Source organism: Streptomyces sp. NPDC020742, from assembly GCF_040641675.1.
In the GTDB taxonomy this organism is placed as follows: domain Bacteria; phylum Actinomycetota; class Actinomycetes; order Streptomycetales; family Streptomycetaceae; genus Streptomyces.
On record NZ_JBFAEA010000001.1, the window covers coordinates 247,609 to 262,286 of the forward strand.

The 14,678-nt window shown below is 71.4% G+C and carries 14 protein-coding genes; 12 read left to right on the top strand and 2 right to left on the bottom strand.

Annotation, left to right across the window (positions count from 1 at the left end):
* Positions 1-89 precede the first annotated feature (89 nt).
* The 3 genes from rplU (at position 90) to obgE (ending at position 2,300) form a co-directional block, all read left to right on the top strand.
* Entirely contained in the window at positions 90-410 is a 321-nt protein-coding gene (rplU, locus tag AB0G84_RS00975) for a 50S ribosomal protein L21 (protein WP_361313609.1), read from the top strand.
* 14 nt (positions 411-424) lie between these two features.
* A complete protein-coding gene (rpmA, locus tag AB0G84_RS00980; protein WP_361313612.1) occupies positions 425-682 on the top strand; it encodes a 50S ribosomal protein L27 in 258 nt (85 codons plus the stop codon).
* Positions 683-860: 178 nt separating this feature from the next.
* On the top strand, positions 861-2,300 hold the full coding sequence (gene obgE, locus AB0G84_RS00985) for a GTPase ObgE (RefSeq protein ID WP_361313615.1): 1,440 nt from the start codon (positions 861-863) through the stop codon (positions 2,298-2,300).
* 106 nt (positions 2,301-2,406) lie between these two features.
* Here the strand turns inward: obgE and AB0G84_RS00990 are convergent, their stop codons facing one another.
* On the bottom strand, positions 2,407-4,494 hold the full coding sequence (locus AB0G84_RS00990; RefSeq protein ID WP_361313618.1) for a hypothetical protein: 2,088 nt from the start codon (positions 4,492-4,494) through the stop codon (positions 2,407-2,409).
* 555 nt (positions 4,495-5,049) lie between these two features.
* Here AB0G84_RS00990 and proB point away from each other — a divergent pair.
* From proB to AB0G84_RS01015, 5 genes are all read left to right on the top strand, one after another.
* On the top strand, positions 5,050-6,147 hold the full coding sequence (gene proB, locus AB0G84_RS00995; RefSeq protein ID WP_361313621.1) for a glutamate 5-kinase: 1,098 nt from the start codon (positions 5,050-5,052) through the stop codon (positions 6,145-6,147).
* A gap of 248 nt (positions 6,148-6,395) precedes the next feature.
* Complete coding sequence (locus tag AB0G84_RS01000) at positions 6,396-6,890, top strand: hypothetical protein (protein ID WP_361313623.1); 495 nt, start codon at positions 6,396-6,398, stop codon at positions 6,888-6,890.
* A 168-nt stretch (positions 6,891-7,058) separates the two neighbouring features.
* Positions 7,059-8,327 (top strand): glutamate-5-semialdehyde dehydrogenase, encoded by a 1,269-nt coding sequence (locus AB0G84_RS01005; RefSeq protein WP_361313626.1) that lies wholly within the window; start codon positions 7,059-7,061, stop codon positions 8,325-8,327.
* A 74-nt stretch (positions 8,328-8,401) separates the two neighbouring features.
* Positions 8,402-9,049 carry a hypothetical protein gene (locus AB0G84_RS01010; RefSeq protein ID WP_361313628.1) on the top strand — a complete coding sequence of 216 codons (648 nt, stop codon included), beginning with the start codon at positions 8,402-8,404 and terminating at the stop codon, positions 9,047-9,049.
* Between the two features lie 107 nt (positions 9,050-9,156).
* On the top strand, positions 9,157-10,278 hold the full coding sequence (locus tag AB0G84_RS01015) for a hypothetical protein (protein WP_361313631.1): 1,122 nt from the start codon (positions 9,157-9,159) through the stop codon (positions 10,276-10,278).
* A 33-nt stretch (positions 10,279-10,311) separates the two neighbouring features.
* Here AB0G84_RS01015 and AB0G84_RS01020 read toward each other — a convergent pair whose 3' ends face one another.
* Positions 10,312-11,403 (bottom strand): M48 family metallopeptidase, encoded by a 1,092-nt coding sequence (locus AB0G84_RS01020; protein ID WP_361313634.1) that lies wholly within the window; start codon positions 11,401-11,403, stop codon positions 10,312-10,314.
* Between the two features lie 151 nt (positions 11,404-11,554).
* Between AB0G84_RS01020 and AB0G84_RS01025 the strand changes: the two genes are divergently transcribed.
* The 4 genes from AB0G84_RS01025 to AB0G84_RS01040 all read left to right on the top strand — a co-directional run bounded on the left by AB0G84_RS01025 (position 11,555) and on the right by AB0G84_RS01040 (position 14,514).
* Positions 11,555-11,704, top strand: a complete 150-nt coding sequence (locus AB0G84_RS01025; protein WP_361313637.1) for a hypothetical protein — start codon at positions 11,555-11,557, stop codon at positions 11,702-11,704.
* A 144-nt stretch (positions 11,705-11,848) separates the two neighbouring features.
* The gene (locus tag AB0G84_RS01030) at positions 11,849-12,010 is read left to right on the top strand and encodes a hypothetical protein (protein ID WP_361313639.1); all 162 of its coding nucleotides are present in this window, start codon (positions 11,849-11,851) and stop codon (positions 12,008-12,010) included.
* Between the two features lie 59 nt (positions 12,011-12,069).
* On the top strand, positions 12,070-12,681 hold the full coding sequence (nadD, locus tag AB0G84_RS01035) for a nicotinate-nucleotide adenylyltransferase (protein WP_361313642.1): 612 nt from the start codon (positions 12,070-12,072) through the stop codon (positions 12,679-12,681).
* Positions 12,682-12,705: 24 nt separating this feature from the next.
* Complete coding sequence (locus AB0G84_RS01040; protein ID WP_361313644.1) at positions 12,706-14,514, top strand: LytR C-terminal domain-containing protein; 1,809 nt, start codon at positions 12,706-12,708, stop codon at positions 14,512-14,514.
* Positions 14,515-14,678: the final 164 nt, after the last annotated feature.

The window sequence follows — 14,678 nt, forward strand, 5'->3', positions numbered from 1 at the left end:
CGCTCGTCCGATCGGATTCCACGGGACGTTTCGAGCCCGTGAGAGCGGCTGGCATCAGAGGACCCGTTTCTAGCGAAAGAGAGTTCCGCGTGTACGCGATCGTGCGCACCGGCGGACGCCAGCAGAAGGTTTCTGTGGGCGACGTCATCGAGATTGACCGCATTTCCACCAGCAAGGTCGGCGACACCGTCGAGCTCTCCACGCTGCTGGTCGTCGACGGCGACTCGGTCACCAGCGACCCGTGGGTCCTGGCCGGCGTGAAGGTCCAGGGCGAGGTTGTGGACCACCACAAGGGCGACAAGATCCGGATCCAGAAGTACAAGAACAAGACCGGTTACAAGAAGCGGATCGGCCACCGCCAGCTCCACACGGCGCTGAAGATCACCGGCATCGACGCTCCGGCGAAGTAAGGGACTGAGGAGACATGGCACACAAGAAGGGCGCATCGTCCACTCGGAACGGTCGCGACTCCAATGCTCAGCGGCTCGGCGTGAAGCGCTTCGGCGGTCAGGCCGTCCTCGCCGGTGAGATCCTGGTCCGCCAGCGTGGCACCCACTTCCACCCGGGCACGGGCGTCGGCCGCGGCGGCGACGACACCCTGTTCGCCCTGCAGTCCGGTGCGGTGCAGTTCGGCACCCACCGTGGCCGCAAGGTCGTGAACATCGTCCCGGCCGCTCAGTAATTCCGGCCGGACGTAGCACAGCACCACACCAGGGGCGGACCGCCTTCTCTCGCGCGAGCGGGAAGGCTGGTCCGCCCTTGGCGTGTTACGACTTGAGACAGCTTCGCAGTACCCGCCGCGTGCTCCGCACCGCACGCGGTACGCGCAGACCACCCCGCTCATCAGGAGGCACCCCACCATGACCACCTTCGTGGACCGCGTCGAGCTCCATGTCGCCGCGGGTAGCGGAGGCCACGGCTGTGCCTCCGTACACCGGGAGAAGTTCAAGCCGCTCGGCGGACCGGACGGCGGCAACGGCGGCCGTGGCGGCGATGTGATCCTGGTCGTCGACCGGGACGTCACCACCCTGCTCGACTACCACCACCACCCGCACCGCAAGGCCACCAACGGCCAGCCCGGCGCCGGCGACAACCGCGAGGGCAAGAACGGCAAGGACCTGGTCCTGCCGGTGCCGGACGGCACGGTGGTGCTGGACAAGAACGGCGAGGTCCTGGCCGACCTGGTCGGCCAGGGCACCACCTTCGTCGCGGGCCAGGGCGGCCGCGGCGGTCTGGGCAACGCCGCGCTGGCCTCCGCCCGCCGCAAGGCCCCCGGTTTCGCGCTGCTCGGCGAGCCGGGCGAGGCCCGGGACATCGTGCTGGAGCTGAAGACCGTCGCGGATGTGGCGCTGGTCGGCTACCCGAGCGCGGGCAAGTCCTCGCTGATCTCGGTGCTCTCCGCCGCCAAGCCGAAGATCGCCGACTACCCCTTCACGACGCTGGTGCCCAACCTCGGCGTGGTGACGGCCGGTTCGACGGTCTACACCATCGCGGACGTGCCGGGCCTGATCCCGGGCGCCAGCCAGGGCAAGGGCCTGGGCCTGGAGTTCCTGCGGCACGTCGAGCGCTGCGAGGTCCTCGTCCACGTCCTGGACACCGCCACCCTGGAATCGCACCGCGACCCGGTCTCCGACCTCGACATCATCGAGGAGGAGCTGGCGCAGTACGGCGGCCTGGAGGACCGGCCGCGGGTGGTCGTGCTCAACAAGGTCGACATCCCCGACGGCCAGGACCTCGCCGAGATGATCCGGCCCGACCTGGAGGAGCGGGGCTACCGCGTCTTCGAGGTCTCGGCCGTCGCCCACCTGGGCCTCAAGGAGCTGTCGTACGCCCTGGCCGACATCGTCGCCACGGCCCGCGCCGCCAAGCCGGTCCAGGAGGCCACCCGGATCGTGATCCGGCCCAAGGCCGTGGACGACGCCGGGTTCACCGTCACCCAGGAGGGCGAGGGCTTCTTCCGCGTACGGGGCGAGAAGCCCGAACGCTGGGTGCGCCAGACCGACTTCAACAACGACGAGGCGGTGGGCTACCTCGCCGACCGGCTCAACCGCCTCGGCGTCGAGGACGCGCTGCTCAAGGCGGGCGCCCGGGCCCAGGACGGGGTGGCGATCGGCTCCGAGGACAACGCGGTCGTCTTCGACTGGGAGCCTTCGATGTCGGCCGGCGCCGAGATGCTCGGCCGGCGCGGTGAGGACCACCGCCTCGAGGCCCCGCGGCCGGCCGCACAGCGCCGCCGCGACCGGGACGCCGAGCGGGACGAGGCCGAGGCCGAGTACCGCGGCTTCGATCCGCTGGGCTGAGCGCGCGGCCGGTGACCGTGAACGGGGAAGGCCCCCGGGAGAGCGATCTCCCGGGGGCCTTCCCCGTACCTGGATCGGTGCGCGGCCGTGGCCGCCCCGCTGCGGGCTAGACGGCCGCCGTGGCGTCCGAGGCGCCGTTGTCGTTGCGTTCGGCGCTCTCGGAGGCGTCCACGTCCTCCTGCGAGCGCTGTCCCGGGATACCGGACAGCCGGTTCTCCATCCGGACGCGGCGTTCGTCGGCCTTGGCGCACAGGTTCAGCGACGCCTGGTTGAAGCGCACCGACGAGGGCGGGTCCGACGGGCCCAGCAGGTGCTCCTTGAGCTCGACCCGCTCGGCGACCAGGGTGTCCTGCTCCGGGTTGCGGACCGCGTCCAGCAGACCGGCCACCTCCGTGGCGCCGGGCGTGAGGATGGTCGCCGCCCGCACGGTCGGGAAGTTGGCGCGGAAGTCGTCCTCGGTCATCCCCGAGGTGTTGGCGACCGCGTACGGCTTCTCGCTGGTGAGGTAGTCGGAGACCACACTGGAGACATCGCTGATCAGTACGTCCGCCTGGTTGAAGCAGCCGAAGATGCCGGGGCGGGCGGTGGTGATGATCTGGTGCTCCCACTCGGGGAAGGAGGCCCAGTACGCCTCTTCCCAGGCGGTGTTGGCCGCGTCGACGGCGGCCGCGCGGCCCTCGTCGGGAGTGCCCTGCAGCCGCATCCGCTCCAGCTCGTCCGCGCTCTTGCGGAACGCGGAGGTGGTCAGCGCGCTCAGCTCCTCGGTGCGGCGGGCCAGTTCGGCAGCCGCCTCGGCACCGGGACGCGCACCGCTGCGCCGGGTGTTGGCCTCCGCGATCATCGCCTGGATGCGGGTGTTGGCGGCGCCCGCCCGCGGGTCGACCGAACCGGTCATCGGGTGCGGCTTGTACAGCAGCCGGACGTGGTCGTCGGCGAGCAGCTCGCGGACGATGTTCTCACCGGCCAGGATCACCGAGGTGTTGCCCGGGTTGCCGTCCCAGCCCTCCCAAGTGGGGGCGTACAGCACGGTGGTGAACTGGCCGGCCGGCGGGCCCGCGTAGGGCCGGATCGGGGCCAGCTGGGGGCGGCCCACCTCGACGACGTCCTTGTCCTCGACGCCGATGTCGGCGAGCTGGTAGCGGTCACGGGCCGCCGGGCCCGCAACCCACACCTCGTCGTACGCCTTGGCGTACGGGTTGCACGAGGACAGCTTGTCGCTCTCACCGTGGTTGATGAAGGCGTGCTTGATGGAGGGGATGCGCAGGATCTGCGAGGTCTTGCCGGAGTTCGCCGGGTGCAGCAGCACCTTGAGGGTGGAGTGCTCCAGGCGCATCAGGTTGGCGACCTTGGGGATGCACACGATCGGCACGTCCGTGGCCTCGATCTTCTGCACCATGAAGCGCTCGCGCAGCACGATGATCGGGTTGCCGTCCAGGGCGGCCAGGGTGCCCAGCCACATGTTGGCCTGGTAGGCGGAGGAGGAACCGCCGGAGAAGTACATGCCGACCGTCGGCCGGTACTCGGCCAGCCAGTTGTCCAGCCACTCCAGCGCCTGCTTCTCCGCGGCCACCCGCTTCTTGGGCAGCAGCCAGGTGCCCAGGTAGAGGGTGCCGCCGGCGGACAGCGCCAGGGAGACGGCCAGGCCGACGCCGCCCCAGTACGCGTCCGTGGTGATGGCGGTGAGCATCATGCCGGCCGTGGTGGGCACGGAGAAACGCAGCAGCCGCCGGCCCGTCTGGCGGGAGAGGATCCGCGGCGGGGCGTCGCACAGCCGCAGCGAACTGGCGTCGATGTTGCGGGTGACGAACGGCAGGCTGCGGGTCCGGCGCACCAGCACCGCCACCGCCTGGCACACGAAGTGGGTGCCGTAGAAGAGCAGCAGGGTGATGGTCAGCGGCGCCTGCTCCTCGAGCGGGTTGATGCCGTCGATGTGCAGCAGGCCGACCAGTATCAGCATGTCGCGCAGCAACTGGCGCACCGTGACGTCGAACCGGATCCGGCCCAGCACTGCAAGCAGGCCGGGCTGCTTGTGCTGGAGGATCAGATCGAGGCCCAGGTTGACCACGGATGCGGCGATGAACAGCGGGATGACGGGCAGCAGCGCACCGACCAGCTGGGCGGTGAAGGCGACCATCATCGCGAATAGCGCCGCGAGCTGTACGGCTCGGCGGGGAACGATTCCGGCGGAAGGCACGGGGGAGGGCTCCTGGCAGCAAGAAAGGTCAGGGGGAGGCCGAGGGGGGCGGCCAGGTCCCGCGCTGCGACACCGCCGGGGCGGCGAAACGGGACCGATGGACACCCGACCGTATGACCTTGTTGGCCTTGGTGACAATCTGCTGTGGCTCTCATCACCGCGAAAGCGGATCAATCGAACGCAACCCCTCGGGCCTGGCATCCGTCTTATGGAATTCCCCCACGCGCTCCGCGTGGGATTCCCGTGGGATCCGAGAGGCCTTTGACGCGATCGTTTGACGCGATCGGAGTGGGAAGGGCCACACGAGTTTTCCGCGGGGCCACGATATCCGCCGGCTGCGCCGCGCGATTCCGCGTGTGATTCACCACGCGGGAGTAGTGCCGGGCCCGCCGTGGCCGTCTCGCGGGGCGTCCGCCAGACGATATCGGTACGCATCGACCCGCCGCACTGCCGTAGATTGCGCCCGTAGGACGTGGTGCGGGGACGAACCGGGAACCCGTACGGCCGCGGATCGGAAACACAGGGGTACGCAGGGTGGCAGGCGCAAGGCAGGAAGTGGCTCACGCCCGACGGATCGTGGTGAAGGTCGGCTCGTCGTCGCTGACCACGGCCGCCGGGGGGCTGGACGCCGACCGCGTGGACGCGCTGGTGGACGTGCTGGCCAAGCACCAGGACAAGGAGATCGTGCTGGTCTCCTCGGGCGCCATCGCGGCGGGGCTGGCGCCCCTGGGCCTGGAGAAGCGGCCGCGCGACCTGGCCCGTCAGCAGGCGGCCGCCAGCGTCGGCCAGGGCCTGCTGGTCGCCCGTTACACCGCGTCCTTCGCCCGCTACGGCCGCCGGGTCGGCCAGATCCTGCTGACCTCGGACGACACCAGCCGCCGAGCCCACTACCGCAACGCCTACCGGACCCTGGACCAGCTGCTGGCCATGGGCGCCGTACCGATCGTCAACGAGAACGACACCGTTGCCACCGACGAGATCCGCTTCGGCGACAACGACCGGCTGGCCGCGCTGGTCGCCCACCTGGTCCGGGCCGACCTGCTGATCCTGCTCTCCGACGTGGACGGCCTCTACGACGGCGACCCGGCCACTCCCGGCACGTCCCGGATAGCCGAGGTCCGCGGGCCCGAGGACCTGGAGGGCGTGTCCATCGGCAGCGCCGGCCGGGCCGGCGTCGGCACCGGCGGGATGGTCACCAAGGTCGAGGCGGCCCGGATCGCGGCCGCGGCCGGCATCCCGGTGGTGCTGACCTCCGCGGTGCACGCCGCGGAGGCGCTGGCCGGCGGCCCGACGGGCACCCACTTCCTGCGCACCGGCCGGCGCTCCGCCGACCGGCTGCTGTGGCTGGCGCACGCCTCCACACCGCGCGGCGCGCTCGTCCTGGACGACGGTGCGGTGCGGGCGGTGGTCGAGCGGCACTCCTCGCTGCTGCCGGCCGGCATCGCGTCCGTGGAGGGGGAGTTCTCCGCCGGCGACCCGGTGGAGCTGCGGAACGGCGAGGGTCGTGCGGTGGCCCGTGGCCTGGTCAACTTCGACGCCCGGGAAATCCCCCGATTGATGGGGCGTTCGACCCGGGACCTTGCCCGCGAGCTCGGTCCGGCGTACGAGCGCGAGGTCGTGCACCGTGACGATCTGGTGCTCCTGCACCACTGATAGCCACCGGTCCGTCCGCTGACGGTCACCGGCTGCGCACGCCGTCCGGCGCAGCGTGCACGGACCCGCCTTTCCCGGGGGACCTTGGTGAAAACGCCCCCGCAACGGGCCGCGGGCTGGTCAACTTTGTTGCGGGGGCGCCGTCGGGGAGCGGCGCCCGCAGCGCGCACGCGCACCCGCCGCAGTACGACCGCACCAATCGGCTCCGCACCCCGAGGCGGAGCGACGCGCATCACAGGAGGCCGCCGGTGAGACGAGGGCGCCCAGGGGCGCTGCCCCGAGGGACGGCGGAACGGGCACTGACCAGCGTCGGCACCGGCCGGGGCGACGGCCCGCCGGAGGGCGGTGAGCGCGCGGAACGCCTGAGCGCGGCACCCGCCCCGGACCGCGAGCACCGGGAGGTGTCGCGGCTGTGGCACATCACCCTCAGCGTCTCGGGCACCGAGGCGCCGCTCAAGGAGGTCCGGCGCGCGCTGGAACAGCTCGCCCACGACCATCCCTTCCTGCTGACCAGCCGCTACGCCAACGATCACGCCGAGATCCGCTACTGGGAGGAGGCGCGGGACCTGCACGACGCCGCGGCGGTCGCGCTGCGGCTGTGGGGCGAGCACCGTTCGACGGCCAAGCTGCCGCCGTGGGAGATCGTCGGCCTGGAGGTCATCGACCGCGACACCTACCACCAGCGGGTGGCCGAGGGCTACGGCCCTCCGCCGGCCGCGCCGGTGGGCGTCCATCCCTTCTGACCGTCGCGACAGGCGCGACAGGCGCGACAGGCGCGACAGGCGCGACAGGCGTGGCAGGGGCCGCCGGGGCGCCGGGAGCGTGCGCGCCCGGGCCGCCCGTCGGGCACCGGTGTCCCGCGCAGTGAGATACCCGCTGGCCGTGACCTGCCTGCCCGATAGGCTGCGGCCATGAGCAGCAGCGCATCCCAGACCTCGCCCGTCCTCGACACCGCCCGCCGTGCGCGGGAGGCGGCCGCCGTCCTGGCGCCGCTGCCGCGGACGGCCCGCGATGCCGCGCTGCTCGCCATCGCCGACGCCCTGGTGGAGCGGACCGACACGATCGTCACCGCCAACGCCCGGGACATCGCCAAGGCCCGGGAGGCCGGCACCGCCGAGTCGATCGTGGACCGGCTCACCCTCACCCCGGAGCGGATCGAGGCGATCGCCGCTGACGTCCGCCAGGTCGTGGCGCTGCCCGACCCGGTGGGCGAGGTGGTGCGCGGCTCGACCCTGCCCAACGGCCTGGACCTGCGCCAGGTCCGGGTCCCGCTCGGCGTGATCGGGATCATCTACGAGGCCCGCCCGAATGTGACGGTGGACGCCGCGGCCCTGTGCCTGAAGTCCGGCAACGCGGTGCTGCTGCGCGGCTCGTCCTCCGCGTACGCCTCCAACAGCGCCCTGGTGGAGGTGCTGCGCGACGCGGTGCGCAGCGCCGGACTGCCCGCCGACGCGGTGCAGCTGGTGCCAGGGGAGAGCCGCGACTCGGTGCGGGAGTTGATGCGGGCCCGCGGCCTGGTCGATGTGCTGATCCCGCGCGGCGGTGCCTCGCTGATCCGCACGGTGGTCGAGGAGTCCACGGTCCCGGTGATCGAGACCGGCACCGGCAACTGCCACGTCTACATCGACGAGGCGGCCGACCTCGACATGGCGATCGACATCCTGATCAACTCCAAGGCGCAGCGGCCCAGCGTCTGCAACGCCGCGGAGACCGTGCTGGTGCACGCCGGGATCGCCGAGAAGTTCCTGCCGCGCGCGCTGGAGGCGCTGACCCAGGCCGGTGTGGTCGTGCACGGCGACGCCGCCTGGCAGCAGGCCGGCCCGGGGCTGGTGGCCCCGGCCACCGACGAGGACTGGGCGACCGAGTACCTCTCGTACGACCTCGCGGCCGCCGTGGTGCCCGACCTGGACGCGGCGGTGGCGCACATCCGCCGCTGGACCTCCGGCCACACCGAAGCCATCGTCACCGGCTCGCAGGCCGCCGCCCGCAGGTTCACCCAATTGGTCGATTCGACCACCGTGGCGGTCAATGCCTCGACCCGTTTCACCGACGGCGGTCAGTTCGGGTTCGGCGCGGAGATCGGCATCTCGACGCAGAAGCTGCACGCCCGCGGCCCCATGGGCCTGCCGGAACTCACCTCCACCAAGTACATCGTCACCGGCGACGGCCACACCCGCTGAAACCCGCCGGGGATTGTTGTTCTCTCTGTGGAATCTCTCTGCCCAAAGTGACGGGCCGGGGCTAACCTGGACGGGTGCCGGACGACGTGGGGGGCACGCCGTTCCCGGACGGCGAAGAGCCCGACGAGCACCACCACGGGAGCCACGGAAAAGCGGACGACGAATTCGCCTCCGTGGTCTTCGACGAGGAATTCGTCAGGTCCGCGCGGATTCATGAGCCCTCGGCGGTCGAGCGGATGCTGGCCGCCGCCGAGGCGCGCGCCGAGGCCGAGGCGGCCCGCTCGGGGCCGGGATTCGGCCCCGACGGCGACGACCCCGACGGCCTCACGCACGGGCGCCGCCGTGGGCGCGCCCCGGGGGCTGACGACTACGACCCGTACGGCGCGTACGACGACGGCGAGTACGACGACGGCTACGGCCCCTACGGGCCCGAAGGCGGGTCGCTGCGCCCCTACCGGAGCAGCACCCGCTGGCACCGCCCGGTCGCCTGGGTGCTGGCCGTGGTGATGGGGGTCGGGCTGATCGCGCTGGCCTTCAGCGCCGTCTACCGCGGTGCCTCGGGGCGTAACCAGAGCCCGGCCCCGGCCCCGACGTCCAGCGGGGTGGACGCCCCGACCACGGACGGTACGGACGGTGTGCGCACGGCGCGTCCGGGGCTGCCGACGATGCCTTCCGCCGAGCCGGCGCGCCCGTCGATCTCGGCGGTGCCCAGGCCTCAGTGACGGCGTTTTCCGCTGCCCGCAAATCGGTTATCCGAAACGGAATCCCGTGCTGAAGTTGCCTGGTGCCCCGGCGTTTACCTTCGCCCTGTCAGACCTACTCTTGTTGTATGACCGGGGCTGGTGACCCTCCCGAAGGGACGCCCTATGGCGCCCAGGGAGGCGGTGAGGACGAGTACCGATCCGTCGTCTTCGACGAATCGTTCGTGCGCGCTGCACGCCTTCAGGAGTTCTCGGCCGACGAACGGCTCGGTGAGCACCACTCGCCGGCCGTGAAGACGCGGCACATCTGGAAACGGCTGGGCGGTTCGCGGCAGGCCGTCCTGCTGGTGCTGCTGATCGTGCTCGCCTTCGGCACCGCCGTCTACATGGGCGTACGGCACCCGTACAAGACCCCGGAGCCGGTGCAGGCACAGCCGCTGCGGTCCTCGGTGGTGCCGCTCGCGCCGACCGGGACCGTACCGGGAGCGACGCCCGAGGACCTCTTCGCCCACAGCCCGGCGGCCGACTACCGGATCGGCGCGGCGGGCGTCAATCTGCCCACGGTCAGCCGCACCGAGCACTTCTCCGACGGCCAGCTGGTCTCCGCCCTGACCATCGCCAAGGACTACCTCGTCCGCTCCTCGGTCGACCCGGCCACCCTGACCGGCGGATCCGTCCGGCCCGTGCGGCTGCTGCTGGACACCGGCCAACTCGACCAGTTCGACCGCAGCATGGCGCACCCGGACGGCAACGGCCGCTATGCGGCGACCGGTTGGCTGGTCCGTTTCGACCCCCGGCAGACCCGGCTCGCGGACCGGAACGTCCGCGTCAACGGCACCCTCTCGGCGTCGGAGCTGACCCCGGACGCTATCGACGTCACCGCCGACTACACCTTCGTCTACGCGGTGCGGCCCGCCCCCGGCGCACACAAGGGCACCGAGGCGCACACCGGCAAGGCCACCCCGAAAGCCGCCTCGCTGGTGACCGTGCGGCGTGAGATGCACTTCCGGATCGGCCGGGACGACCTCGCCGACCACCGTCTGGAGGTGCTGCAGAGCAGCACCCAGGCCGGGCCGCTGGCCTGCTCCTCGCAGCCGGCCGACGCGCTGCGCCCGCTGTTCGCGGGACAGCACGCCGGCCAGGACCACCCTGCGGGCACCGACCCCTACGCCAGGGACCGGATCAGCCCCTCGCTCTGCGGTGAGCTGGCGCCCTCCGCCCAGCCCAGGCCCAGCCACCCGATCCGTTAGCCGCCGGGCCGCGGCGGGCAGCGCCGTGGACCTTCAGGAGGCGTCCGGGCCGCCCGGACGGTCACCGGAGCCGTTGGCGCCGCCGGAGCCGTCGCGCGGACCGCCGCGGAAGACCGTGTCCCGCAGCTTGCCGCCCAGGTCGCCCGCACCGCCCGCGATATCGCGCACCAGGCCCATCAGGGGGTCCTTGCTGTTGCGCACCGAATCGGCGTAGTGCGCGGCGGAGTCACGGAAGGAGTCGGACACCGAGGCGTCCTTGTCCTCGTCCCGGCGCGCGTAGTGGCCGTCCATGATCCGCTGGTAGTCGCGGCTGGCCGCCCACTTCTTCAGCTCGGCCGCCCGCACGGTGGTGAACGGGTGGCTGCGCGGCAGCAGGTTGAGGATCTTCAGCACGGAGTCGCGCAGGTCGCCGCCGGACTCGTACTCGTCCGCCTGCTTGAGGAAGGCGTCCACGTTCATCTCGTGCAGGTGGTTGCCGCCCGCCAGCTTCATCAGACCGCGCATCGAGGCCTGCAGGTCCTGCCCGACCAGCAGCCCGGCGCGGTCCGCCGACAGCTCCGACTTGCGGAACCACTCGCGCAGTGCGGTCACGATCGCCATGATCGCGACGTTGCCCAGCGGGATCCAGGCGACCTTCATCGCCAGGTTCGTCAGGAACAGCAGGATCGTGCGGTAGACGGCGTGCCCGGACAGCGCATGGCCGACCTCGTGGCCGATGACCGCCCGCATCTCCTCCTCGTCGAGCAGCTCGACCAGGCCGGTCGTCACGACGATGATCGGCTCGTCCAGACCGATGCACATGGCGTTGGGCTGCGGGTCCTGATTGACGTACATCGGCGGGACCTTCTCCAGGTCCAGGATGTAGCAGGCGTCCCGCAGCATGTCGTTGAGGTGCGTGAACTGCTGGTCGCCGACGCGCACCGAATCCGACAGGAACAGCAGCCGGAGGCTGCGCTCCGGCAGCAGACCGCTGAGCGTCTTGAAGACGGTGTCGAAGCCGCTCAGCTTGCGCAGTGCCACCAGCGCCGAGCGGTCAGCCGGATGCTCGTACGACCGCGAGGAGATTCCGGGGAATCGCCGCCGGTCCCGGCTCGGTACATTCGCGCCGCCTGGGCTCTCCGTCATTGGGGCCTCCCCCTATTCGACTGCGTGTGGTTCAGCCTAGAGGACGCCGCTGACAGTGGATTGGATGCTCGGGCGTACGCTGGCGATCGCACCAGTCACCGGCCAGGCCCGTACCGGAAGGCACGGGCCGTACCCAAGGGAGCGCACCGTCATGCCGCACCCGAGCATGCTGCTCGCCGCCGCCCAGGAGACCGCCCGCGACACCGGGCCCGGGTGGATCCTGCGCGCCGTCATCATCGGCGGTGTCCTGGGCGCCGCCCTCCTCGCCTGGTTCCTGCTGCGCGGCTACGGCCAGGACTGACGCCCGATCGGGGCCGCCGGACGGCCCCGGCCGCACGGCCTTCGGACACCTCCGGGCGGAGTCGCCGTGAGCCCGCGGTGGGCCGCCGCATACGATGTGGTGGAAGTCTCTGCCCGACCCCAGCCCGGATTGGTCCTGCCGACGATGAGCCTGCACACCACCGCACAGTCCCTGGTTTCCCTCGCCGCCGAACCCGGACACGAGGGTGGTCACGCCAGCCTCAGCCCGTACGTGACCGGCGGTGGCGCCCTGTTCATCCTGCTCCTGCTGCTGTGGATCACCACCCGCTTCAACCGGGACCGCTGAGCTCCGGCACCCGGTACCCGGCCCCCGGCATCGCGCGCCGCCCAGTAGGGTCTGCACGCATGGGAGAGCACACAGGGCCCGTGAAGCGGCGACTCGGAGTGATGGGCGGCACGTTCGACCCGATCCATCACGGACACCTGGTCGCCGCCAGCGAGGTGGCCAGCCAGTTCCACCTCGACGAGGTCATCTTCGTGCCGACGGGACAGCCGTGGCAGAAGAGCCACAAGACGGTGTCCCCCGCCGAGGACCGGTATCTGATGACGGTCATCGCCACCGCATCGAACCCGCAGTTCTCCGTCAGCCGGATCGACATCGACCGCGGCGGCAAGACGTACACCATAGACACGCTGCGTGATCTGCGTACCGAGCACCGTGACGCGGATCTGTTCTTCATCACCGGCGCCGACGCGCTCAGTCAGATTCTGACCTGGCACGATGCCGCGGAGCTGGTCTCACTTGCCCACTTCATCGGGGTGACCAGGCCCGGACACGTCCTCGCGGACCCCGGGCTGCCCGAAGGAGCGGTCTCTTTGGTCGAGGTGCCGGCGCTGGCCATCTCCTCGACCGACTGCCGGGCGCGCGTCGCCCAGGGGGATCCGGTCTGGTACCTGGTGCCGGACGGTGTGGTGCGCTACATCGACAAAAAACAGCTGTACCGCAACGACCGCTGACGGGGCTGACGGAAAGGGGCACCGGTGAGCGACCGACAGGATCCGTACGGGCCGCAGGACCCATACGCCCATGACCCATATGCCCACGGCCAACAGGGTCAGCCGGGCTACACCTACGACGCCTACGGGCGGCCGGTCTACCACGACGCCACCCCGCAACAGCAGGCCTATCAGCAGCACTACGACCCCTACGGGCAGCAGACTGCTCCCGCGCCTGCCGACCCCGCCGGCTACCCGGGCTACGACCCGTACGGCGGGCAGCAGGGCCACCAGGACCCGCAGTTCTACGCGGACCGGCAGGGCGGCTCCGGCGGGCCCGGGTACGGCTACGAGGGGTACGGCGGCCAGCAGGTGCAGACCGACCCCGGCTATCCGCAGCAGTACGACCCCTACGGCGGACACCCGCAGCAACCGGCCCAGCCCCAGCAGCAGGAGTGGATCCCGCAACAGGCCCAGCAGCCGCCGTACGAGCAGCCCGCAGCCGAGGAGCCGCCGCGTCCGGCGGGCCGGCGCCGGGCCCCGGCGGAGGGTGGCACCGAGCCGGAGGCCGCGGGCGGACCTTCGGGGGCGGCCGACGAGGAGTACGGCACCGAGCAGTTCTCCTTCATCGAGGAGCCGGACGAGGACTCCGAAGACGTCATCGACTGGCTGAAGTTCACCGAGAGCCGCACCGAGCGGCGCGAGGAGGCCAAGCGGCGCGGCCGCAGCCGGATCGTGGCGCTCTCGGTCGTGCTGGCCCTCCTGGTGGCCGGCGGTGTCGGCTATCTGTGGTGGGCGGGCAAGCTGCCGGGCCTGGAGGGGCCGGGCGCCGCCAAGGGGGCGGTGGCCGGCGGCGAGAAGCGCGACGTCCTCGTCGTGCACCTGCGCGACACCAAGTCCGGCAACAGCTCCACGGCGCTGCTGGTGGACAACGAGACCACCCACAAGGGCACCACCGTCCTGCTGCCCAACAGCCTCGTCGTCCCCAAGGACGACGGCTCGTCCACGACGCTCGGCAAGTCGGTGAAGGACGACGGTGCCGAGCCGACCCGGGACTCCCTCAACAGCCTTCTGGGCGCCGACCTGAAGGCCACCTGGCGGCTGGACACCCCGTACCTGGAGAACCTCGTCGAGACCGTCGGCGGGATCACCCTCGACACCAACGCCACCGTGCCCGGTGCGAAGAAGGGCGACTCCCCGGTGGTCAAGCAGGGCCGCGCCCAGGACATGGGCGGCCAGGCGGCCGTCGCCTACGCCACCTACCAGGCGCCGGGCGAGACCCAGGTGCGGCAGCTGCAGCGGTTCGGGCAGGTCATGCAGGCGACCCTGAAGAAGGTCTCCAGCGATGCCGACGGCGCCACCGCCACCGTCAAGGCGCTGCTCCAGGTGCTGGACCCGCCGCTCACCGAGGGGCAGCTGGGCAGCTCGCTGGCGCAGCGCGCGGAGCTAGCCAAGACCGGCGCGTACACCACGACGCTGCTGCCCGTGCAGACCAACGGCACGCTCAGCCAGTCCACCGCGTCGAGCGTGGTCAAGGACGTGCTCGGCGGCACCGTCAAGAAGACCGCCCCCGACGCGACCGCCCGGGTCGCGGTCCGCAACGCCAGCGGCAACAAGGCCGCCACCGGAAAGGCGCAGGTCGCTCTGCTCAACGGCGGCTACAGCTTCGTCGACGCCGGTCCCGAGGGCGTGGCCCGGGCCACCTCGCAGGTCACCTACGCGGACGCCGCCCAGAAGGCGAAGGCCGCCGAGGTCGCCAAGACGCTGGGCCTGCCGGCGGGCGCGGTCCGGCAGGGCAAGGGTGCGGAGAACGCCGACCTCACCGTCGTCCTGGGGCAGGACTTCAAGGGCTGACCGGCGGGAGCGGCCCGGCCCTCGTGACGGGCCGGGCCGCTCCCGTTACGGCCCTGACCTGCGCGGACGCCGCATGTGACCGGGGCGTTCGAAAACCCTGACGGGAGTGTCTGTGGTCCGTGAGACCCTTGAGGGGTACCTGACCGCTGATCCGGTTGGCCATG

Bases quoted from the DNA above. Each gene is read 5' to 3' on its own strand.
- AB0G84_RS01020 (WP_361313634.1), bottom strand. From the start codon at position 11,403: ATGACGGAGAGCCCAGGCGGCGCGAATGTACCGAGCCGGGACCGGCGG.
- nadD (WP_361313642.1), top strand. From the start codon at position 12,070: ATGGGAGAGCACACAGGGCCCGTGAAGCGGCGACTCGGAGTGATGGGC.
- AB0G84_RS01030 (WP_361313639.1), top strand. From the start codon at position 11,849: ATGAGCCTGCACACCACCGCACAGTCCCTGGTTTCCCTCGCCGCCGAA.
- rpmA (WP_361313612.1), top strand. From the start codon at position 425: ATGGCACACAAGAAGGGCGCATCGTCCACTCGGAACGGTCGCGACTCC.
- AB0G84_RS01025 (WP_361313637.1), top strand. From the start codon at position 11,555: ATGCCGCACCCGAGCATGCTGCTCGCCGCCGCCCAGGAGACCGCCCGC.
- AB0G84_RS01005 (WP_361313626.1), top strand. From the start codon at position 7,059: ATGAGCAGCAGCGCATCCCAGACCTCGCCCGTCCTCGACACCGCCCGC.
- obgE (WP_361313615.1), top strand. From the start codon at position 861: ATGACCACCTTCGTGGACCGCGTCGAGCTCCATGTCGCCGCGGGTAGC.
- AB0G84_RS01015 (WP_361313631.1), top strand. From the start codon at position 9,157: ATGACCGGGGCTGGTGACCCTCCCGAAGGGACGCCCTATGGCGCCCAG.